Here is a 21,615-nt window from a genome sequence, read left to right as displayed (position 1 = left end):
GCAGCCGGCAGCCGGCAGCCGGACACCGACCCGCAGCAGTGGGGTAAAGACAACCTGTGCCTAAGCGCCCGGACCGGTCACGCACGGGACGCGAGGTGCCGCCAGTCGTTCCACGTGTCGAGCCGCTTCCGATAGGCCGCCTCGATTACCGGATAGGGGTAGGTGCCGAGGAAGAGCCGCAGGGGAGGTGCGTCGGTGTCGACGAGTTCGAGGACGACGGCGGCCGTGTCCCGAGCGTCCTGGGGCGTACGGGCGGAGGCCCCGGCCCGGCGCGCGGCGCGGACGGGTTCGTAGGCGGGGAGCGGCTCGGTGTGCACGGCGGAGGCCCCGGACCAGTCGGTGTCGTAGGGGCCGGGTTCGACCAGGGTCACGTGGATCCCGAAGGGGGCGACCTCCTGGGCCAGGGCCTCGCTCATCCCCTCCAGAGCCCACTTCGAGGCGTTGTACAGCCCGAGCGTGGGGAACGCGGCAAGGCCACCGAGGCTGGAGACCTGCAGGATGTGACCGCTGCCCTGGCCCCGCAGGTACGGCAGGGCCGCCTGCGTCACCCACAACGGGCCGAACAGGTTGGTGTCGAGCTGGGCGCGGGCCTGTTCCTCGGTGGTCTCCTCGACCATGCCGAACAGGCCGTAGCCCGCGTTGTTGACGACCACGTCCAGGCGGCCGAAGGTCTCGGCGGCCCGCCGCACCGCAGCAGTGACGGCGGTGCGGTCGGTCACGTCGAGTCCAAGGGGGAGGACGGCGTCCCCGTGGGCGTCCAGGAGGGGCCGCAGCGTTTCGGGGTCACGTGCGGTGGCGGCGACTCGGTCGCCGCGGTCGAGAGCGGCTTCGGCCCAGATGCGGCCGAAGCCGCGGGACGCGCCGGTGATGAACCAGGTCTTCATGACGTCGAGCATGCGCCGATCGCACCTCGGCAGCCAGCACCCCCGCAGGGTTACCCTCACGGCATGGTGGCCGACAATCTTCTGGGAGACTTCCTCAAGGCCCGGCGCGCACGGGTCGCTCCGGCGGACGTGGCGGTGCCCGCCGGCGGACGCCGCCGGGTGGCGGGACTGCGCCGGGAGGAACTGGCCCGGCTCGCCAGAATCAGCGAGCCGTACCTGGTCCGACTCGAACAGGGCGTCGACCGGCATCCCTCTCCCCAGGTGCTGCGCTCCCTCGCGCGGGCGCTGCAACTGGACGCCGACGCCTCCGCCCACCTGTACGCCCTCGCCGGTCCGGCCCCTGAGCCGCCGTCACGGACCGAGGTCTCCCCGGACGTGCACCGGCTCCTCGACGCGTGGACAGACCTCCCCGCGTACGTGCGGAACCGGTACTTCGACGTGCTGGCGGCGAACAAGAAGACCCGCGCGCTCGCCCCGATGTACGAGCCCGGCAGCAACCTGGTCCGAGCGGTGTTCCTCGACCCGGCGTCCCGGCGGCTCTTCCCCGACTGGGCGCAGGTGGCGGCGCAGACCGCAGCGGCCCTGCGCGCCGAAGCCGACCCGCGCGACCCCAGGACGGTCCGCCTGGTCGGCGAACTGGAGACGGACGAGGAGTTCCGTCGTCTGTGGACGCGGCACGAGACACGGCCCGCCCGGGACGAACTCAAGCGCTTCACGCACCCGGTCGTCGGCAGCCTCGCTCTGCGAAGGCAGGCCCTCACCGTCGGCGGCGCCGAGCACCAGGTGGTCATCGTGTACCAGGCGACGGCCGGCAGCCCCTCCGAGGCGGCCCTTGCACGTCTCCTGTGACGCACCAGACACCCGTCACCGGCAGGGACGCTTCGTCCGACCCCGCCGACCCTGGCATGGTGCCGCGATGCCCGCCGAGCAGGCCCTCAAGGATGAACGTCGGCTGCCCCGTCGGCGCGGGGCATGACGAGGAAGCGGGACCACTGGTGAGTCCGCGCACGGTGGCTCCGGCCCGTGCGGACAGTGCAGGTCGTCCCCGGGCACACCAGCGGCCAAGGAGGCCACTGAGGGCGCCGGGCGGCACCCGCCCCTGAAGGGGAGCCAGGGTACCGCCGCGTCCGCGGGTGTGATGCCAGGGGCAGGGCCACCCCGCGGCGGCCACCCCGTTGCTGTCCGGGCGCCAGGCCGGAAGGTGACGGCCCGCTGGACCCACCTCCACTCGAACAACAAGCGCCTCACGGCGCACAGTCCGGTAAGCACAAAAGCCACGGCATGCCGCGCTCACCGACGACAAGGGCCGCTTGACAAGGGCCAGCGGGCGGGCACACGCATCACTCGCCAGGTGGACCTTGGTGCTCAGACCTCCGCGCGAGCGGCCAAAGACGTGATCGGCCGGTTCGCCCCAATCGTCGCCGAGGCCGGTGCGGTTGGCCGGGCCGTCGAGATTCCGCCGGCGGGCCGTCAACCAGCGCCCGCACCAGCTGATCGTCGATATGGCCGCCGTCAGCTTCTGCGACTCCTCCGGCCCGAACGCCCTCCTCCTCCAGGACGCGGCCCTGACCGGCACCCTCCTCGTTCTGACGTCCCTCTCACCCCAGGTCCGCCGACTCCTCCAAGTCACCGGCACCGACGAAGTATTCACCATCCGTGACAGCGTCTACGCGGCCCTGCACGGCGACCGCCCCCATCGGCGGAGCCAGCCATGAACACCTCGCCACGCTACGCGATCACCCTGCCCGGCGTCCCCGGCGGCCACGCCCCTCCCGAGGTCATCATCGTCCACGCCACCGGCGAGACCACCCGAGACGGCCAACCGGTGTTCGCCGACGCCACCGGCACCTTCCGCGTCGAAATCACGGACGACATCGTCCGCCCACTCGCCACCCCCGCCGGCCCCGGCCAACACACTGGCCAGCACACCTACCTGCACGCCCCATGCCCATATCAAGAGGCCCACCCGACAACACACCGGACCCGGCCGGGGCCCGCCAAGGACCTCGCCCGGAGGACCTGGGAGGACCGACCTACCGGCCAACGCTGGAACCGGCCGGCCGTGGTGAACCTGTGCGGTCATGGGCCGTTGCTTTCAGATCAGTGGCCGGCCAGGTGTCGTGCGAAGAACCTGCGGATCGTGTGGCGGACCTTGGGGACCGATACCGTTGGGTTGATGGTGCCGATCAGCACGTTCCTCTCCGTTGCCGTCATCAAACCGACTGCCTGGAGCTGGGGGAGCATCGCGGCATAGTCGGTGAAGGTCCAGTGGTTGGCGTCAGCGACACGTGCGCTGCGGACCCATCGACCGGAGAGCGCGGCCACGGCCGACCAGGAGCGGTCCAGTTCCTGTCGGCGGTTGAACTCCTCGCTGCCGAGCAGGAGCAGTGGCCTGTCCATCCCGTCTTGCGTGACTGGGAACGGTTCGGCGGCGGCGCCGGGCGCGGAGGGCGGGTAGTCCAGGTAGCCCTCCAGGTTGATCCCGGCACGCACCCGGCGGTCCTCGTACATCACCTCGGTCACGGCGCTGCCGCCGGCGAGTGCCCATAGACGCCGAGGCGGCCAGGTCGAGCGTCTGGGCGAGGCCGCGCGGCAGTGGCAGGTCGGCCGCGCGGCCGAGCCGGTCGAGGACGCAGTGCAGGTCGGCGATCCGCGCGTCGATCATCGTGCGGGCCACGGCCGGCTGGTCCCGCGGGTCGCCGCGGAAGACGGTCGTCCGCACGTTGCCGTCCCGGTACGGCTGGGCATCCGGGAACTGGACCGCTGCGGCGTCGCCGGGGTGGTCGACCGAGACGACGACGGCGCCATGGCTGGCCAGGTCTTCGGCCAGGGATGTCCCCAGGCCGCGCGGGTCGCCGCCGCCGGGGCTGTGGACCGGCACCGGCCAGCGGCCCGGCAGCGGCGATGCGCCCTCGAACGCGTGGGACCGGGTAGCGCCCCAGTTCACGCCCGCGGCGGGCAGGTGGAGCGGCGTGAGCGGGACGATCCCTCCGAAGCGTCCGCGGCCTGCGGCGGCATCTGCGGTGCCGGGGGCGAGGCCGGTGACGTCGCGGGCGGGATAGAAGACCGTCAGCATGAGCTCCCTCATGGGGATCGCGGGGTCCCAGGGGTCGCGCCGGGAGTCGTCGACGAGGTACACCGGCTGGCACCCCACCCGGTGGCGGCCGGTGGGCGCGGGCAGGGTGAGGACGGCATCGCCCGAGACTGGGCCCGCGACGGTGGCCCGGGAGTCGGCGTGGGCGCGGCCACCGACGCCGAGCAGCAGGGCGGCGGAGCCCAGCAGTACGGACCTGGTGACGGTGCGTCGGCTGATGGAGATGTCGTGGGTCATGCAGCGCATGCTGTCCCGCCCGGACCGACGCACGCGATCGTTTAGGTTGGGGGCTCAAGGATGGCGCCCGGGACACTGTCGGGGCCGACACGCAGGGGGAGCCGTGCTCCGGATCCACTTCACGCCGGACGACTTCGCCCGGGTCAGCCTCGCGCCTCGGCCGGCGCCGCTCCAGGAGCTCAACGTGGCGCTGACGATGATGTGCCGCCGCGATGGCGAGCTTCTCCACGGCTCATGGCGGCGCAGGGCGTTGCGTGCTCTGCCGAAGGCGGCCCTCCCGCTCGCGGACCTCGTTCCGGCCGGGCGGGCGCCGAGCTTTCTGGACGTGCTGGCGGATTCGCTCCCGGACGCCCTGGAACAGGTCCGCTCGGCCCCGGCGGAGCTCGTCAGTGCCAACTGGAACGGGTCTACGAAGGGGCGTCCACGCCCGCCCCGGCGTGGATCCACGAACTGCACCGGGGTGCCCCCGGGGCGTGGCGTTTGATTCAGCGTGCGCAGCATGCGGCGTTCGAGGTGCTGCTCGGCCCGGTCTGGGCCCAGGTGCAGGACCTGCACCACGCCGAGTTCGTGCGTCGGGCCGTGCAACTCGCCTCAGGTGGCGTCGCCTCGGTGCTGGCCGGGCTGGTGCCTGGCGCCCGCCTGCAGGGAGGCGTTGGGGAGCTCCCGGGCAAGCCGCGGGAGGTCCACCTCGGCGGGCGCGGACTGCTTCTCCTGCCCAGCTTCCACTGGAGCGGCGGGCCGCTGTTGTCCGACCTCCCCGACCGCCCAGTTGCTCTCACGTACCCGGCCGGTGCCGGCTTTCTGCCTCAGCCCGATGGCCCTGCCGGTCCGGAGGCGCTGGTCAAGGTGATCGGGAACACTCGCGTCGAGCTGCTGCACCTGCTGGCCGAGGAGCACACCACGAGCGAGCTCGCCCGACGGCTCTGCGTCAGCGCCGCCACGGTCTCGGCTCACCCCGCAGCGCTTCGCGGCGCCGGACTGATTTCCACTTCGCGTGCCGGCAAGGCGGTCCTGCACCGACGCACCACACTCGGCAGCCTGTTGCTACGGCAGGATGCCTAGGGTCGGCCGCAAGCCACAACCGGATCTTCCGGTTCAGGCGCCGCCAGCGCCAACCCGGTGAACGCATGGGGTCACAGCACGAGTTACTGGTAACTGACGTGCGGCGACCGCACGGCGGTCACGGGCTGGTCCCCGGGAACCGTCGCCGCTGGGACCGTAGGTCCCAGCTCGGTACCCGCAAGCTCGCGGTGGTCCTTCAGCGGGCTGACCGCCCGTGCCGCTGCCGCCGCCCGGGCTGGGCTCCCACATTCTCCTGCTGGTTGGTTCGGAGGGGTCACGGCGCCAGTCACGGAATTCCGGCTGCCGCCGGATCCGGGCCCCAAGGGGCCTTTTCCGTGCCTACGAGTTCAGGCGGCTGATACCCGTGCCCTGCCGCTGCTGGCCCCACAACCCGACAGGCGTGTGCGGCGCGGGGTGGTCCCCGGCGTCAGGGGAACCGCGGGGGCACCCACTGGTAGTGGACGATGCTCTCACCGTCGTCGGACATTCCGGTCTGACCGGTGAGCGCGAAGCCGAGGGCTTCGTAGAAACGCCGGCCACGGAAGTTGTCGGCGTGGGTGAACAGCTGGAACCGGTCGTAGCCGCGCTCGAGGCCGTAGGAGAGCAGAGCCACAAGGAGTTTCCTGCCCACTCCCCGCCCCCAGTGCCCGGGGTGGACGGCGACCATGCTGATGTGGCACAGCCCTGCAATGGCGGGGCCCGTGCCGCCGTCCCGGCGGCCGCTCATCCCGGCGGCGACACCGACCAGTTCCGCCCCGGCGCTCCGGGCAACGACGAAGAACGCGTCCGGACCGGCGAGTCTGCGGCGCGCGCGCTCACGACTTGCCTCCCCTCCCGGCGCACGCCCGCTTCGCCGGGCATCGGCGGCACCGATGATCGTCAGCACCTTCTCGATATCGGCCACGGCCCCCAGGCGGCCGGCAACAGGATCGGCTGGCATGACGGCACGGTAGCCGCCCACCAGCGCCATGCGCGGCCAGTCCCGGGAACTTCCCGCCAACCGACCCCGCCCGCCGCTCCCTCATCTCCGGTTACCGGTGCCCACTACCACCGTGTCCCAGCTCTGACTGACAGCCTCGGAGTTGGTGAGGTAGGCGTCGAGTCGTACACCTCGATGAGACCGTGGTCGGGCCTGGCTTCGGTGCAGAACTCGAACAGGATCGGCACTGGTTGTCCCCCGACCTTGGCGAGTACGTGCGGGTGGCCTGCCCCGACACCCCCAGGAAACAACTGTCTGACCCGTCAGGAGGCCCCGCCCGGGGGTTCAGGTTGTGGCGGGAATGGTCAAGCGCGGGCAGGCGGGCTGATGGCGGTGGATCATGAAGACGGTGCCGCCGAGGCTGACGAACCGTTCGGTGCGCACCCGGCAGCACGGCTCCTTCCGCACGCGGGCCGGGGCGGGGACGCCGGGCACGGGCGCCTCCGGTGCGGGCCGCTCCGCCGCCGGTGCGGGCAGGCGGGGCGGTGCGGGGACGGCAGGTGGGCGCTGCGTGTCCAGCGTGCTCAGTGGCACTCCCAGGGCCTTGGCACGGGAGAGGCGCCGGCTGCGACGGGGTCGAGGTGTCGTCATGGACGACAGCGTGCCCCCGCCGGGAACGGTCATGCGGGCCACGACACGCCCACCGCATCGCGCCGGCCGGCGCGATGCGGGGAGGTCATCGGTGACCGGGAAAGGAGACGGTCAGGTCATTACTGGAAGACGTCCTCGCGGTGGCCGGGCACGCACGCCCAGGCGGTGGGGTGGACCTCGGCGCCGCGCGCCCGAGCCCAGCCGATTACGGGTCCACCCCCGGCGATCTCCGGGGCGGCCGTAGGCGGCCGAGGCATCGAGAAGGTGCTCGAGGCCGCTACCCGCTAGGTAGTGGCGGCCATCCGGCATCTCAGACAGGGATGGCGACGCCAGGACACTCCGGGCCGAACCCGGCGATGTCACTCGACCGGCCTGGCGGTGAGGACAGGGGCAGCTGCGCGAACCGGCGGCCGGCAGGGCTGGGCCCGCGGGTCAGCCGTCCAGTTGCGCGTACAGGCCACGGCCCGGGCGCTGCGCCCGGCCGGCCTTGGCCAGGCGCTCCAGCACGGTGCGCACTGCGTTCACGGTGTCCGCCGATTCCTCGATTCCCAGCCGGGCGGTTACTTCCTGGGCGCGCAGCAGTCCCTCGGCGTCGGCCAGTACGGCCAGCACGTTTTCGGAGGTGGCACCGGTGGTTCACCGCCTGGGCGCGGGCGCAGGTGTTTCGCTCGTCTCGGTGGACGGTGCGGCGCCGGTCCGCACCAGCCCGATGCCTCTGACGGCGGCCGCCTTCTTCGCCGTGGTGCGCGGCCGCGCGCCGTCGGGGGGCCGGTCGGCGCCGTCTAGAAGATCACTGAAAATCTTTCAGGTTCTGGCCTCGCCCGGTCCGAGGCGAGGCCAGACTGCTGTGTGTGCAGGGGGATTGGGCTGGTGGGCTGGTCGGGCCGAATGTGTGGGAAACCTGCCGGGAGTTGATCCCGGCGGGGAGCGTATTCGCGTTCCTGGCCGAGCACCGGGAAGCGCTGTTCCCGGGTTCGATGTTCGCGGACATGTACCCTTCGGCGAACGGGCGGCCGAGCATGCCGCCGCAGGTCCTCGCGGCGACGGTGGTGCTGCAGAGTCCGCACGGGCTGTCGGACTTTGACACGGTCCAGGAACTGCGTTGCGATCTGCGCTGGAAAGCCGCCTGCGGACTTGGCTTGCACGACACCGCGTTCGACCCCTCGTTGCTGACCTACTTCCGGCGGCGCCTGCAACGCTCGGCGGACCCGAACCGGCTGTTCACCAAGGTCAAGGAGGTCATCGCGGCCACCGGCGTCCTCAAGGGCAAGCACCGGCGAGCCCTGGACTCCACCGTGCTGGACGACGCGGTCGCCACCCAGGACACCGTCACCCAGCTCGTCGCCGCGATCCGCCGGGTCATCCGCGACGTGCCCGGCGCGGAGCGGGTTGCCGCCACCTGGTGCACCGCGCACGACTACACCGACCCGGGCAAGCCCCGCATCGCCTGGAACGACGAGGCCGCCCGCGCCGCACTCGTGGACGCCCTGGTCACCGACGCGCTCAACCTGCTCGGCCGCCTGCCCGAGCGGCAGCTCGACGAGATGGCCGCCGACGCGGTCGGCCTGCTGGCCCTGGTCGCCGGACAGGACGTCAAACCTGCCGACGACGGGCGCGGCGGCCGCTGGCGAATCACCCAGGGGACCGCCCACAACCGCATCGTGTCCACCGTCGACCCCGAGGCCAGGCACATCCACAAGAACCGAACCCGCCACCAGGACGGCTTCCGTGCCCACGCCGCGTTCGAGCCTGAGACCGGCCTGCTCACCGAGGTCGAGCTCACCCAGGGCAGCGGGGCCGACAACCACGAAGCAGCCGTCGCGCAGGACCTGCTCGCCGACGAGACCGAAGACCTGACTGTCCTCGGCAACACCGCCTACGGCACCGGCGACCTGCGCGAAGCCCTCGAAGCCGACGGCCACACCCTGATCATCAAGCCTCCGCCGCTGAAGCCCGCCGTTCCGGGCGGCTTCACCACCGACGACTTCCATGTCGACACCACCGCAGGCACCGTCACCTGCCCGGCCGGCCACACCAAAGCCCTCGGCCGCCGCCTCGCGAACGGCAACCGCCGGGCCCAGTTCAAGACCCTCTGCCGCACCTGCCCGCTGCGCGAACGCTGCACCCGCTCCAAGACCGGCCGCACGTTCAACGTCCACCCCCAGTACAACCGCCTCAAAGCCGCCCGCCAGAACGCCACCGAGCCCAACTGGCAGACCGAGTACCGCCGCTGGCGGCCACCGGTCGAACGAGCCATCGCCTGGCTCACCGCCCGCGGCAACCGCCGCGTCCCCTACCGAGGCGTCCTGAAGAACAACACCTGGCTCCACAACCGCGCCGCCGCCCTCAACCTCCGTGGTCAGAACATCTAGCGGTAGAGCGGGGGCGCCGGTGGACCGCCGGAGCCGGTTCTAAGGACGGCTCGTCCACGGCAGACAGTCGATGGGGTGGCGATGGATCATGATCACGGTGCCGCCGAGGCCCACGGTGCGCGGGAGCCGGCACCGGTGCGGGCATCGCGCCCAGGCCGTCGACTGGGCGAACTAAGGGGGACCCACACGGGAGGGCAATTGGCAGGCACCGGGGAGCAAGGGTCCTGCCCCACCAGGCCTCACCCTTGCGGTAACCCGTGTCCGGGCCGCCCCGTCCACCATCGCACGGCAGGGGGCAGCGGCGTAGGCACCGCCGCCTGCGGTGCCGCGCGGAACGCCTCGATCACGTAGGCGGCGAAGCGGCGAGAGGTCGCGGTCCGGGCCGCACGCGGCACGTCCTGGAGGCCCCGGTGGGCCGTCAGCATGAGGACCAGGTCGTCGACGACGAAGTCGGGCCGTAGCTGCCCGGTCTCCTGGGCGCGGCGGGCCAGTTCGCGGACCGCGCGCAGTGTCTGCTCCCGGTCGGCGGCGAAGTCCATGGCCTCGGGGAAGGCCGCCATGTAGGCGTCGGGGAATCTACAGCTGTGCGCGTGGAGTTCGCAGATCCGCTCGACCAGGCTGCGGAATCCGTGCCACGGGTCGGAATCCACGAGGGCGTCGCGGACAGCCGTGCGGCAGGCTCGCCGCTGCTCGGCGAAGGTGTCCGTGATCAGTGTTTGTTTGGTTGGGAAGTGACGGTACAGCGTGGCGGGGCCAACGTGCGCCTGCCGGGCGACCTCGCGCATGGGTGCGTTCAGGCCCTCCTGGCCGAACACCGCGCAGGCGGCGTCCAGGATGCGGGCCCGGTTGTCGCGGGCGTCACGGCGCACCGACTGGGGCAATTGGCCGTTCATCGAGTCTCACTTTAGCCAAGCGGACGAGGGTGCCCGTTACGGTCCGTTGGTGGTACGGCCGTCCCACCCGGCACTTCGCCGGCGATGTCCAGTTGTGGGGCCGGCTCGACGCCCGTGGCCGCAGCGGCTGCGAACCGTTGCCCCACCGACCCGAGGAGCAGAGATGAAAGCCGTCGTCATCAGGACCTTTGGCGACCCCGACGGTCTGGGGGTCGTCGACGTGCCCGCGCCGGTTGCCGGCCCGGGACAGGTGCGGATTGCCACGGAGGCGATCGGAGTGGGCGGCGTGGACGCCGTGATCCGCCGGGGAACGCTCGCCGCCTACGGATTCCGGGAGGGCCACCTCCTCGGCAGCGAGGTCGCGGGAAGAGTCACCGCGGTGGGAGAAGGCGTGGACGCCTCGTGGATCGGGCGGCGAGTATGGGCGTTCACCGGCCTGTCCGGTGGGTACGCCGAGCAGGCCGTGGCTGCGGCGGAGGATGTCCTCGCGTTGCCCGACGATCTGACCGGCGCCGACGCGGTGACCCTCGGCAGCTCCGGCATAGTCGCCCACTTCGCTCTGGAACGGGCCGGCCTCACGCCGGGAGAGACAGTGCTCGTACGAGGTGCGGCGGGCAGCATCGGGATCACGGCCATCCAGCTCGCAGCCAGGCGCGGCGCGAGCGCGGTGGCGGTCACCACATCGTCGGCGGACCGTGGCGCCCGCTTGCAGGAACTGGGCGCTACCCATGTCCTTGACCGTACCGGCGAGGGTGGCCCGGACGCACCGACGGGTTTCGACGTGGTGATCGATGTCGTGGCAGGTCCCCAGCTTCCGCTTTTCCTGGACAAGTTGAACCCCAACGGGCGGTTCGTGACTGTCGGTGTGGTGGGCGGCCAGCCGCCGGCGGACTTCGGCATGCGGCTGATGGACGTCTTCCGCAGGTCGTTGTCGTTCTCCACCTTCAGCTCGGACACCGTGCCCGGCCCCGACCGGCAGACCGTGCGGTCGTCCCAGTTCGCCGCTGCCGCGCAGGGGGACCTGCGCACGGTCGTGCACGAGCTGCTGCCCCTGGACCAGGCGGCGCTGGCCCATCGCCGGATGGACACGGGACAGGTGTTCGGCAGGGTCGTGCTGGCCCCCTGACCCGGCCCTCGGAAGGCCACCGACCGGCTGTGCGGGGTCTCTGACCAGGGACAGGGCCCGCCCGTTGCTTTCAGAAGGCTGCCGAGCCCCCGAGAAGACACACGAGGCCGCCGCCCACAGATGGCGGCCACCCGGCGTCCCAGATTCGGGAACCGGCCGTCGGCAGGGCTGGGCCCGCGGGTCAGCGGTCCAGTTGCGCGTACAGGCCACGGCCCGGGCGCTGCGCCCGGCCAGCCTTGGCCAGGCGCTGACGCCCGGAGCTGAACCGGGTCGCCGGCCCCGGCGTCGGCGGCGACCGGGAGCGGAACCGGCTGGGGTCGTGAGGGGCCGGGGTCGGTCCCACACTCCGGATCCCGGCTCCGGGGTGGCTCAGCTGATGGTGTAGTCGGAGCCGAAGGCAGTGATGCATCGCCCGCGGTGCGAGCTGGCCGACCGAGAAGTACACGGCCCGCACACTCGGCCACCCCTACCTCGACCGATGGCGCGGCCGGGAAGCCGAGCTGGCCCGCGACCCACGGGCCCGCCAGGACGACGTGGCCAGCGGGGTGATTCCCCCGATGCCCGTCTGGGCCGGCGAGGCAGTCGACCTCATTACGGGTCTACCTCGTGTGCCTTGGCGTCCCCTGCCAGCTTGATCGAGCACCAAGGCTGTGACCGCGTCGGGCGTGGTTCGGGCGGTCTGCCGCAGGCGGTCAACGCCGGCTTCCTCGGGAAGGCCGTAGACGGGGCGGGAGGACAGCGGTCCCAGGCACACCAGGGCGGCTTCCCACAGTGCGTGGTCGCCGCGGCGCTCCAGCTCGACCAGCAGCCGTTGCCCGTGCTCTGGTTCGCCGGTGCGCACGGTGGCGTCGGCGAGCTCGTAGACGAGGTCCTAGACGGGCAGCTGGGTGGCGTCCGGTGCCAGGGAGATGGACGGGTGGTGGAGGGGCTTCAGGTGCTGATCGCTCACGGTGCGACCGTACTGCGCGGTCGGCATAGGGCGGGCTGGTGGCTGCTGTGTCCGCGGTGGCGATGGTCGTTCGGGGCGAGTCTGGCACCCGAAGCGTGGGGCGCCGGTGAGGCGGATGAGTCGTGTAGGATCCGCGTTTCGGCGCTCACTGGTTCCTGCGGAAACGCCGGAATCCCGATGAAGTGAGCACTGGCCGTGTGGGTGGGTGTTGCGCAATCGCTGACTCCTGATGGCAAGGACTGGGCGTCGGTGTGTGCGCACCGTTACCTCAGCGGTGAGCTCTGTAGGACTCTGGCTCGTATGGAATCAAGAAAGTCATGCAGCCAGTTGCTCCCAGTCTGGAGACGCCGCCAGCCAGCCCCGCCTACAATGTCACAGGCCGGGGGGCATGCGGCGGCTATTCGGCACGCGGCGATCAGCCCCGGACGAAGGCCAGGGCAAATGGAATGCTGGCATGCGCGAAGGGGCTGGCAGGAGCACGCTGGAAAGCGGCGCAAGAAGGTAAGCACGGATGGGCTGTGCCTGAAGCCCCAACCGAATTCCCGACCAGACTCGGCCGTGGACAGGGTCCTCCGGCGGAATCGCCGTCGCGCCGTCGCTCAGGCTGGAGGACTGGCTGCCCGCAGATTGAAGGGGGCCGGTGTTGTGGCCCGCGTAGTGTGCGTGCACGGGATCGGCAAGCAGCGGTCGGGCGAGCGGTCTTTGCTGAAGGACTGGCTTCCTGCGCTGAAGGACGGCCTCAACCATGCCCAGGCGTCGTGCGTGCTGGCAGACGCGGATGTAGGCATGGCCTTCTACGGGGACTTGTTCAGGCCGCCGGGCAGAACGCTGGCAGTCGGGGACCCGCTGCTGACAGCCGCCGACGTTCAGGACGGGCTGGAGACAGAGCTGCTCCTGGCCTGGTGGGCCCGGGCGGCAGCGACCGATGAGCACGTGGTGGCGCCCGACACAAAGACGCTGGCCCGGGCTCCGGGGTCGGTGCAGGCCGGGCTGCGCGCCCTGTCCCACTCGCGATTCTTCGCCAACGTCGCGCTGCGATCGCTCGTCTTCGACCTGAAACAGGTCAGCCGCTACCTGACCGAACCGGACCTGCGTAGCAGCGTGCGAGAGCGCGTCACGGCTGCGATCGGGGCGGACACCCAAGTCGTCGTGGCGCACTCGCTGGGTTCGGTAGCGGCCTACGAAGCACTGTGTGCCTTGTCCGGACACCGGGTCCGCGCGCTGATCACCCTCGGCTCACCGCTGGGGATCCGCAGCCTGATCTACGACCGCCTCGACCCCTCGCCCGGTACCAACGGAGCTACTTGGCCCGGCGCCAGCGGCCTGATCTGGACGAACGTGGTCGACGACGGGGACGTTGTAGCGCTGGAGAAGGATCTGCGCCCGCTGTTTGGCCGGCAGGTCGCGTCGGTCGTGGTCCACAACGGCAGCCACGCGCATGACGCGACCTCCTACCTCACGGACGCACTGACCGGCACAGCGATGGCCGGAGGCCTCCATGGCTGCTGACTCAGAGTCGGGTGCCCCCCGCAGGCTCCTCATCGCCACCGCGATCACGCACTACCCCAAGGCCTCGCAGTGGGATGAACGTGACCTGGTCGGAGGCCTTGAGCAGGTGGTGGATCTGTTCACCGGCACGCTGGGCTACGAGCACGTCAGTGACCTGGGCCTGGATCCGACCAAAAACCGACTCACCGTGTACCTGCGTGACTTCTGCCGTTCGCCGGAGCGCCGTCCGGACGACCTGGTGGTCGTGTACATCGCCGGACACGGCGAGATCCTCGACGAAGGGGGTGAGCACGTCCTGCTCACCTCCGACACCGACCCCGAAGATCTCTACGACGCCCTGCCCACCGTTGAGCTGGCCCGCAAGATGCTCCTCAAAACACGCATCCGGCGGATGTTGCTGCTCCTGGACACCTGCTATTCGGGGCACGGCGGCGGCGATATCGCCGCCGCGGCCCTCACGCTCAGACCCCGGCAGTGGGAGGGCGCTCCAGGGAGCGGATTCGTCGTGGTCAACTCTGCCCAACCCAGCCAGGAGGCTCAGGTCGCCGCCTTCCCGCGTCTTCTGACCGAGGCGGTCCACAGCCTGCGTACCGCCGGGCACGCCCCCGCCACTCTGGCGCTGGACGCTGTCATCGAGGCCATGAACGCCAACCCCCACCGTCCTCCCTTTCAAACGATCAACTGGACGCCGGTCGGCCTGACCGGCTGCGTGCCAGGCTTCCTGCCCAACCCCCGGTACGACCCGAGGCTCACGGACGTGGACCTTGCCATTCAGCAGGCCGTCACCTGGCAGCTTCAGGCAGAGCGCCGCAATGTCGAGTTCCACAGCCGAATGCTGGGCCCGGCCATGGGCTATCAAGGCACAGACGGAGGATGGTGGTTCGCTGGCCGACGCCAGGCCCTGACTGATATCACCGACTGGCTGCAGCACCAGGACCCCGCACGGCCCGCACTAGCGGTAACCGGTGGACCCGGATCCGGCAAGACAGCCGTCCTTGGCCTCATCTCCGCCCTGACCCATCCCGAATATCACCGCACTGTCCCCCTCGACCGCCTCGCCCTGCCGCCCCAGGCCATTCCGCCGCCGGAGGCGGTGGATGTTGCCATCTACGCCCAGAACCTCACCGACGACCAAGTACTCCAGGGCATGGCTGCCGCCGCCCAGGTTGAGGCGGCTACCGTCGGCGAACTCCTCGATGCACTCTCGAAACGCGCTCGTCCACTGACTGTCATCGTCGACGCCCTGAACGAAGCCGCCACCCCCGACACTCTCGGCTCCTCCATCCTCCGCCAACTCCTCACCCACGCCCGCGGTCGGCTGCGGCTGCTCATCGGCACCCAGCCCCACCTCCTCAGCCGCCTGGGCCTCAACCGTGAGGAGGCCGTCGACCTCGACGCCGACCGTTACGCGGACGTTGACGCCCTGACCGACTATGCAGCCCACGGCCTGCGCTTCGCCAGCCCCGACAGCCCATACCTCGGCCACGACGCTCTCACCCTCGATACTGCACGCGCTGTCGCCAAGGCCGCATTCCCCTCCTTCCTCGTCGCCCGAATCACCAGCGGCACCCTCGCCACCGCCGAGCACGCCGCAGACCCCAGCGACCCCGATTGGCAGGCCACGCTGCCACGCCTCGCCGCTGACGCCATGCGCCAGGACCTGTACACCCGCCTCGGCGACGACGCCCAACGCGCCCGCGACCTGCTCCGCCCACTCGCCTACGCAGAAGGCCGAGGACTGCCCTGGGAAGACATCTGGGCCCCCCTCGCCTCACGGATCTCAGGCCAGCCGTACACCGATCAGGATCTGATTTGGCTGCGCGAGAGTGCCGGCTCCTACGTCATCGAGGTCGCCGAAGCCGGCCGCTCCGTCTACCGCCTCTATCACCAGGCCATGGCCGAGTTCCTCTGCGAGGGCATGGACCCGGTCGCCATCCACAGGGCCTTCACCGCTGTCTTGGTATCCCGCGTTCCTTTGCATGCCGACGGTACCCGCGACTGGACCCGAGCCCACCCTTACACCCTGAGCCACCTGGCCATCCATGCAGCCGGAGCCGGAGAACTGGACCAGATTCTGTGCGACCCGGACCTGCTCTGCGCGCTGGTCCCCGCCTCATTGCTGAGTGTTCTCGGCTCAGCCATGACGGTGGAGGCGCAGCGAGTGGGGCAGGCCTACCGCCGCGCGCTGCCGCGCCTCGGTGAGGGCACGGGCGCACTCCAACTGGCCGCATTTCAGGTCGGCGCGGACCACCTGGCCGACGCGCTGTCCGATCCGGTCCGGCAGGCAGCGATCGGCAATTGGCGGGCTCTGTGGACCTGGTGGAACCGGCCGACACCTGCTCAGACCATCGCAGAGGTTGGGGCCCAACGCGGGCTGCTGGACGTGTGTCCGACCGAGGAAGGACCGGTCGCGCTGCTGTCCGTAGACCAGGAGGTGGAAGTCTGGCACCTTGAGCGCAGGGAGCGGTTGGCGCGTGCTTTCCTCGGTTCACCGATCCGTTCACTGACGGTATTGCCCGGATCCTCGCCGCTGGTGGCCCTGGGGCATCAGGACGGCAGCCTCACGCTACTTGGCGTTCCCGGCCTACGGCGACTGAGGCAGCGGGCGGGCGCCCATCCGGACGCCGTCACGGCTGCCATCGGCATTCCGCACTCCGACCTGCTTGCCACCGGGGACTGCCGAGGCGCGATCAGACTGTGGCGCATACCCGATCTCATACCGGTCCGCACTAAGGACCAGGCGCACACGATCGTCTACTCTCTCGCAGTGGCACAGATCGGCGGGCACAGCATTCTGCTCTCCGGCGGCGACCACTATCCGGTCGCCCCGGGGCTCCCAGGTGATATGCCCTGCCTTCGCGCGTGGACTGTTCCAGAACTGCGGTTGTATGCGGAGGGGCCGAGCGACAATCGCCTCATAAGGCTGGTGGCCGCCCTGCAAGCTGAAGGGTCAGTCGTTGTGATCACGAGCAACGGCGAAACCAGAGCGTGGCGCCTCGGAGCCAACGGAGAATTCCGTGCACTGCCGGGACAGGTGTCACCGCACCCTACTGCCGTACTCCAAACCACGCCTGGAGAAGGACTGCTTTGCAGTAACGGCGCCTTGGTGCCGATGAATGTTCCACTGGGGGAATTCGAGCCAGTACGCTATGGAAGCGCCGTCGAATGCGACGATTATGCGACCTGGGCCGGACCGATCAGCGCTCATGGGAGGCCTGACGCAGTGGTGAGCGCGGCACACACGCTGCGGCTCTGGTACATACGGGATGTGACGGCGGAATCCGCAACGTTGTGCGAGTCACCACAGGAGCGCCTCGATAAGTACGCCGTAGATTTTCTGGCCGCAAGCGATGATCGGATCTATTCGACCACGCGTAGCGGTGAAGTCCGGGAATGGAACGTTCGCAGTCCGCAACCGCGCCTCGTACGCCGGATGACCGGCTCTGGCATCTGCAGCATGGCACTGGTTCGTATCCATGACAGGCAGAATATCGCCATCGGGTCCGCAGATGAGCATATCACCATCCTAAATGCTGTCGATGGATCCGAGATGGTCCGTTTTCACGTAGGCCAGTACATCTCGTCTCTCACCCCCCTGGATCTATCCGGGCGCTGCACGTTGTTCGCGACTGCGATGACGTCAGACATCGATGGACGCCCCCTCTATCTCTGCCGCTTGTGGGACGCAGAAACCGGAGACGAAGTTGAAAGCAGAGACCCTTACCTCGGGTGGCGGCGTTTTCAGATCCACGGCTGGAGCGACAAACCGCTGTTGGCTGCTACAGCGTGGAACACGCCCGAAGGGCCTTGGGTGGCAGCGGCCGCCGGCGAAGGCATCATCCGCGCATGGCCGGTTATGGATCCATCACGACGGCCCGTGGGCAGATCGGCGGGCGGCCGAATTCAAAGTCTGAGTTTTGGTCACGGGCACTTGGCGGCAGGGCGTCAGGACGGGACACTTTGTATCTGGCCTCCGACCAGTGGCCAGGAAGTGATGCGCCTTGTCGCCGCTCATCAGGGGAGGATCGCCGCCACGGTATGCGGTAGTTGGTGCGGAGTGGCATGCTTCGTCACTGGTGGAACCGATGGGCAGCTGCGCGCTTGGCGGCTCAATGGCGAGCCTTTGGCCAAGGTGGGGCTGGACGCTGCGGTGACATCGGTGGCTGTGCTGGAAGAGAGTCGCTTCGCTGTCGGAACTGTCCGCGGCGTCGCTCTCATCGAAGCTGTGGACGATCACGCGGTTTCCTTCAATTAGGGGCCGTCCTGTACGTGCAAGAACTCCAACGCGGCACTCCGGCAACCGCAGCCTTGGCTTTAATCACGAGTCGTGACGTCAGTTGTTCACGAGTTTGGGAGTCACCTCGAACCACGGATGGGTGATGTTCACGAGTTTCGACGTCACCGGGGTACTTGCCAGGTCAGCATCGGGAGTGCCCCTGGTGAAAGGCCCTGGTCATGCCGCAGATGTCGAAGGTCGAGCTGTACGCCGCGATCCGGCGTAACCACCGGGACGGCATGAAGCTGCGGGAGATCGCGCGCAAGTACAACGTGTCGTGGCGGACGATCAGGAAGGCCGTGGACTCGGTCTGGCCGGAGCCGCGGAAGAAGCTCCCACCGCGCGCGACCGCGCTGGACCCGTACAAGGCGGTGATCGACGGAATCCTGCGAGCCGATCTGGATGCGCCGCGCAAGCAGCGGCACACGGTCACCCGGATCTTCCACCGCCTGGTCGAGGAGCACGGCGCGGAGATCTCCTATCAGCAGGTCCGGCGCTACGTCGCGGACCGCAAGCCGCAGATTCTGGTGGAGTCGGGCAAGGCTCCGCTGGAGGCGTTCGTCCCGCAGACCCACCAGCCCGGGATGGAGGCCGAGGTCGACTTCGGCGACGTGACGGTGCGGCTCGCCGGCGAGCTGGTGACCTGCTACCTGTTCTCCTTCCGGCTGTCCTATTCGGGCAAGGCCGTCCACCAGGTCTTCGCGTCCTGCGGCCAGGAGGCGTTCTTCGAGGGGCACGTCCACGCGCTGCGGACGCTGGGCGGCGTCCCGCGGAGCAAGGTCCGCTACGACAACCTGAAGGCCGCCGTCGCTCGGGTGTTGGGGCTGAGCCGGGCGCGGGTGGAGGCCGACCGGTGGATCGCTTTCAAGTCGCACTTCGGGATCGAGAGCTTCTACTGCCGGCCCGGCATCGAGGGCGCCCACGAGAAGGGCGGCGTCGAAGGCCAGATCGGCTGCTTCCGCCGCAACCACTTCGTGCCGGTGCCGGAGGTCGACTCGCTGGCGGAGCTGAACGAGCTGGTCGAGCAGTGGGACCGGCACGACGGGCGGCGCCGGATCGGGTCCAGGGCGCGGACGGTCGACGAGTGCTTCGAGGACGAGCGAGCGCGGCTGCTGCCGTTGCCGGGGGACCCGTTCGAGACGGGGCGGGTGTTCACCCCGCGGGTGGACCGCTACGGGCAGATCGCGGTCCGCACCAATCGCTACTCGGTGCCGGTCCGTCTGATCGGCAAGCGCGTCCGGGTGCTGCTGCACGCCTCCCGCCTGGTGGTCTACGACAGGAACGTCGAGGTCGCCCGGCACGAGCGGCTGATCGCCAAGGGCGGCTGCCGGCTGGAGCTGGACCACTACCTGGAGGTGCTGGTCCGCAAGCCGGGCGCCTTCCCCTGCGCGACCGCGCTCGACCAGGCCCGCTCCGCCGGGAAGTTCACCCCGGTCCACGACGCCTGGTGGGCCGCGGCGGTCCGGGCGCACGGCGACGCCGAAGGCACCCGGGCGCTGATCGAGGTGCTGCTGCTGGGCCGTCACCTCGCGCACAAGCACGTCGTCGCGGGCCTGGCCACCGCGCTGCGGGCTGGGGCCGTGACTGCGGACGCGGTCGCCCTGGAGGCCCGCAAGGCCGCCCAGACCGAGGACGAACCCGTCGACGTCCCCACGCCACGGCCAGTTGCCGGTCCGGGGGCGGCGACCGTGACGTTCCTGCACGAGTGGAAGCTCAACCGCCTTCCGCCGGACACCAGGCCGCTGCCCTCGGTGACCCACTACGACCAGTTGCTCCGACACCGCCGCGCCGGCGGCGGTGACCTGCGAGAGGGAGAAGCGCCATGACCGCCATGCTGCCCCGCCAGCGGAACCTGACCGAGCAGGCCGCGACCACGGCCATCGACACCGCCTGCCGAAGCACCCGCCAAGGCCGGCTGACCGTTGAAGGCTCCACCGTGATGGTCCTCCGCCCTCCTTGCGGAGGACCATCAAGCACTGTTCCAGGGAACGTCCGGCGTGAGCATTTCGTGGATGCAGCGGCGCAGCCCGCTGCCGTAGTAGTCGACCGGGGGGAGCCATGGCACCTGCTGGAACAGCTCGCTGAGTTGGTCGGTGCAGGGGTCGGTGAGGAGGGTGCGGAGTTCGTCGGGGACGGGGTCATCGACCAGGCACAGCCAGGCAAGGGCAGCACCGACGCGCGTCTCGAGCGGCTGGGCGGCGTCCGACCACAGGGCCCGGGCCCACGCGGGAGCGTGTTCGTCCTGGTCTTCGCGGGCAAGTTGGGCGATTGCCAGGATCAGGCTCACCCGGACCGCCGGATCATCTTCCACGGCCAGCCTGTTGTGCAGGGCGGAGGAGATGCGCGGGATCTCGCCGGTTGCCGTCGCCAGGACGAAGGCGGTGGCGGAGCGGACTTCGGGATCGGGGTTGGGGAGAAAAGGGAACAGGAGGTGCAGGTCGGCGGTGATGGCGGTGCGGGCGGCCTGGATCGTCCAGTCCACCGGACACATCGTGGTGCCCTCCGCGTCCTCTGGATCCTCGGCGACGTTGAGGAGTCCTTCGCGCCTACCGTCCCCGAATGCCTGACACCGGGCGATCTCGGCGACCAGGCAAAGGGTTTCCGCGCGGAGCTCGGGGGACCCGGTGGCCGCGATCCGGAGCAGGAAGGGCACCGCCAGTGCTCCCACCGCGATCGTGCTGCCCTGGTGGTGAAGGTGATCCCACAGCTGCCACAGAGCCCGGCGGGCGGCTTCGGCGTCTCCGGAGGCGAGCACCGCCAGGCGGACAGGGATCTCCTCGCCAGGGCCGTAGAAGTGCGGAAACCGCTGCCAAGGGATCTCGTCGTACTTGAACCCGTCCTTGACCTCCCGCGGGATCGCGTCCACGACGCCGTCCGCATGTCGGCATCCGTGCCCACCCACGGCTCCGGCCACCTGGCCCAGCGGCCATCGTCCCCAGCCTGGCCTTCGGGCACCACAGCCCCCTCCACTCGCCGACCACGTGATCAAACGACCGGGCCGGCACCGTACGCGCGAACCCCGGGAGTCTAACGACCGGTGATCAACAGCGCGGTCCGCTTCTGTTGCACTCCGGTGGCACCGACACGGTGACGTCATTTCTCGTGAGCATCTGCAGCACTCAAGATCGCCAACTGCTGCCCACACTGCTGATCAAACGCTGCTACTTCACGTGAACGAAGCCAATCGCCCGGGTCGACGGCGTCCACCACCGCGTCAAGGCGCCGATCGTGCTGGTCTGGGACCGGCTGAACACCCACGTCTCCCACGCCATGCGTGACTTGATCGCCGAGCGCACCTGGCTGACGGTGTTTCTGCTGCCCGCCTACTCACCCGACCTCAACCCTGTCGAATGGGTCTGGGCACACGTCAAGCGCAGCCTCGCCAACCTCGCCGTCATGGCCCTCGACCGCCTCGAAGCCCTCGTCCGCAACCGGCTCAAACGCCTGCAGTACCGGCCCGACACCCTCGACGGCTTCATAGCCGGCAGCGGCCTGACCCTCGACACGCCAACCTCACCCTGACGAGCCGAAGTCAGTAACGCCGTCATCGCCCTCGTCATGCTTTGCCTCGGCGGCAACCGCCCGGCCCTGCCCCGCCGCCAACTCACATGACCCGACCGACAGGCACGCCCGCGCTTTTGCC

The 21,615-nt window shown here is 69.9% G+C and carries 14 protein-coding genes and 2 pseudogenes; 10 read left to right on the top strand and 6 right to left on the bottom strand.

Annotation, left to right across the window (positions count from 1 at the left end):
• Positions 1 to 77: 77 nt before the first annotated feature.
• On the bottom strand, positions 78 to 884 hold the full coding sequence (locus ACZ6Z8_RS13250) for an SDR family oxidoreductase (protein WP_465609162.1): 807 nt from the start codon (positions 882 to 884) through the stop codon (positions 78 to 80).
• A 63-nt stretch (positions 885 to 947) separates the two neighbouring features.
• Between ACZ6Z8_RS13250 and ACZ6Z8_RS13245 the strand changes: the two genes are divergently transcribed.
• From ACZ6Z8_RS13245 to ACZ6Z8_RS13235, 3 genes and pseudogenes are all read left to right on the top strand, one after another.
• Positions 948 to 1,733, top strand: a complete 786-nt coding sequence (locus tag ACZ6Z8_RS13245; protein WP_465609091.1) for a helix-turn-helix domain-containing protein — start codon at positions 948 to 950, stop codon at positions 1,731 to 1,733.
• A 581-nt stretch (positions 1,734 to 2,314) separates the two neighbouring features.
• Positions 2,315 to 2,599, top strand: coding sequence for an STAS domain-containing protein (locus ACZ6Z8_RS13240; protein ID WP_465609089.1), 285 nt, complete (start codon positions 2,315 to 2,317; stop codon positions 2,597 to 2,599).
• Positions 2,596 to 2,751: pseudogene (locus tag ACZ6Z8_RS13235) on the top strand (DUF6296 family protein); the annotation flags it as partial. The gene ACZ6Z8_RS13240 and the pseudogene ACZ6Z8_RS13235, both read left to right, overlap by 4 nt.
• A 411-nt stretch (positions 2,752 to 3,162) precedes the next feature.
• On the opposite strand, the gene ACZ6Z8_RS13230 reads toward ACZ6Z8_RS13235, so the two are convergent.
• Positions 3,163 to 4,215, bottom strand: coding sequence for a hypothetical protein (locus ACZ6Z8_RS13230; RefSeq protein ID WP_465609087.1), 1,053 nt, complete (start codon positions 4,213 to 4,215; stop codon positions 3,163 to 3,165).
• Between the two features lie 480 nt (positions 4,216 to 4,695).
• Between ACZ6Z8_RS13230 and ACZ6Z8_RS13225 the strand changes: the two genes are divergently transcribed.
• Entirely contained in the window at positions 4,696 to 5,277 is a 582-nt protein-coding gene (locus ACZ6Z8_RS13225) for an ArsR/SmtB family transcription factor (RefSeq protein WP_465609085.1), read from the top strand.
• Between the two features lie 427 nt (positions 5,278 to 5,704).
• On the opposite strand, the gene ACZ6Z8_RS13220 is transcribed toward ACZ6Z8_RS13225, so the two are convergent.
• Both ACZ6Z8_RS13220 and ACZ6Z8_RS13215 read right to left on the bottom strand, forming a co-directional pair.
• Positions 5,705 to 6,247 carry a GNAT family N-acetyltransferase gene (locus ACZ6Z8_RS13220; protein ID WP_465609083.1) on the bottom strand — a complete coding sequence of 181 codons (543 nt, stop codon included), beginning with the start codon at positions 6,245 to 6,247 and terminating at the stop codon, positions 5,705 to 5,707.
• A 1,032-nt stretch (positions 6,248 to 7,279) separates the two neighbouring features.
• Positions 7,280 to 7,459, bottom strand: a complete 180-nt coding sequence (locus ACZ6Z8_RS13215) for a type IV toxin-antitoxin system AbiEi family antitoxin domain-containing protein (protein ID WP_465609081.1) — start codon at positions 7,457 to 7,459, stop codon at positions 7,280 to 7,282.
• 239 nt (positions 7,460 to 7,698) lie between these two features.
• Between ACZ6Z8_RS13215 and ACZ6Z8_RS13210 the strand changes: the two genes are divergently transcribed.
• A complete protein-coding gene (locus tag ACZ6Z8_RS13210) occupies positions 7,699 to 9,219 on the top strand; it encodes an IS1182 family transposase (protein ID WP_465609079.1) in 1,521 nt (506 codons plus the stop codon).
• A gap of 239 nt (positions 9,220 to 9,458) precedes the next feature.
• Here the strand turns inward: ACZ6Z8_RS13210 and ACZ6Z8_RS13205 are convergent, their stop codons facing one another.
• The gene (locus ACZ6Z8_RS13205; RefSeq protein ID WP_465609077.1) at positions 9,459 to 10,112 is read right to left on the bottom strand and encodes a TetR/AcrR family transcriptional regulator; all 654 of its coding nucleotides are present in this window, start codon (positions 10,110 to 10,112) and stop codon (positions 9,459 to 9,461) included.
• A gap of 163 nt (positions 10,113 to 10,275) precedes the next feature.
• Between ACZ6Z8_RS13205 and ACZ6Z8_RS13200 the strand changes: the two genes are divergently transcribed.
• The 4 genes from ACZ6Z8_RS13200 to istA all read left to right on the top strand — a co-directional run bounded on the left by ACZ6Z8_RS13200 (position 10,276) and on the right by istA (position 19,798).
• Positions 10,276 to 11,238 carry a zinc-dependent alcohol dehydrogenase family protein gene (locus ACZ6Z8_RS13200; RefSeq protein ID WP_465609076.1) on the top strand — a complete coding sequence of 321 codons (963 nt, stop codon included), beginning with the start codon at positions 10,276 to 10,278 and terminating at the stop codon, positions 11,236 to 11,238.
• A gap of 1,594 nt (positions 11,239 to 12,832) precedes the next feature.
• Positions 12,833 to 13,696, top strand: coding sequence for a lipase family protein (locus ACZ6Z8_RS13195; protein ID WP_465609074.1), 864 nt, complete (start codon positions 12,833 to 12,835; stop codon positions 13,694 to 13,696).
• Positions 13,686 to 17,951 (top strand): nSTAND1 domain-containing NTPase, encoded by a 4,266-nt coding sequence (locus ACZ6Z8_RS13190; protein WP_465609072.1) that lies wholly within the window; start codon positions 13,686 to 13,688, stop codon positions 17,949 to 17,951. The genes ACZ6Z8_RS13195 and ACZ6Z8_RS13190 overlap by 11 nt, the downstream gene beginning before the upstream one ends.
• A gap of 209 nt (positions 17,952 to 18,160) precedes the next feature.
• Positions 18,161 to 19,798, top strand: a complete 1,638-nt coding sequence (istA, locus tag ACZ6Z8_RS13185) for an IS21 family transposase (protein ID WP_465609160.1) — start codon at positions 18,161 to 18,163, stop codon at positions 19,796 to 19,798.
• A gap of 143 nt (positions 19,799 to 19,941) precedes the next feature.
• Here the strand turns inward: istA and ACZ6Z8_RS13180 are convergent, their stop codons facing one another.
• Positions 19,942 to 20,838 (bottom strand): hypothetical protein, encoded by an 897-nt coding sequence (locus tag ACZ6Z8_RS13180; RefSeq protein ID WP_465609070.1) that lies wholly within the window; start codon positions 20,836 to 20,838, stop codon positions 19,942 to 19,944.
• 317 nt (positions 20,839 to 21,155) lie between these two features.
• Here ACZ6Z8_RS13180 and ACZ6Z8_RS13175 point away from each other — a divergent pair.
• Positions 21,156 to 21,494: pseudogene (locus tag ACZ6Z8_RS13175) on the top strand (transposase); the annotation flags it as partial.
• Positions 21,495 to 21,615 lie beyond the last annotated feature (121 nt).

The sequence above is a fragment of the Kitasatospora sp. NPDC101108 genome, assembly GCF_055584725.1.
The sequence above is the reverse complement of the archived record's forward strand: the minus strand, read 5'-3'. Positions and strand labels throughout refer to the sequence as shown.

Bases quoted from the DNA above. Each gene is read 5' to 3' on its own strand.
- ACZ6Z8_RS13250 (WP_465609162.1), bottom strand. From the start codon at position 884: ATGAAGACCTGGTTCATCACCGGCGCGTCCCGCGGCTTCGGCCGCATC.
- ACZ6Z8_RS13245 (WP_465609091.1), top strand. From the start codon at position 948: ATGGTGGCCGACAATCTTCTGGGAGACTTCCTCAAGGCCCGGCGCGCA.
- ACZ6Z8_RS13230 (WP_465609087.1), bottom strand. From the start codon at position 4,215: ATGACCCACGACATCTCCATCAGCCGACGCACCGTCACCAGGTCCGTA.
- ACZ6Z8_RS13220 (WP_465609083.1), bottom strand. From the start codon at position 6,247: ATGGCGCTGGTGGGCGGCTACCGTGCCGTCATGCCAGCCGATCCTGTT.
- ACZ6Z8_RS13205 (WP_465609077.1), bottom strand. From the start codon at position 10,112: ATGAACGGCCAATTGCCCCAGTCGGTGCGCCGTGACGCCCGCGACAAC.
- ACZ6Z8_RS13200 (WP_465609076.1), top strand. From the start codon at position 10,276: ATGAAAGCCGTCGTCATCAGGACCTTTGGCGACCCCGACGGTCTGGGG.
- ACZ6Z8_RS13190 (WP_465609072.1), top strand. From the start codon at position 13,686: ATGGCTGCTGACTCAGAGTCGGGTGCCCCCCGCAGGCTCCTCATCGCC.
- istA (WP_465609160.1), top strand. From the start codon at position 18,161: ATGTCGAAGGTCGAGCTGTACGCCGCGATCCGGCGTAACCACCGGGAC.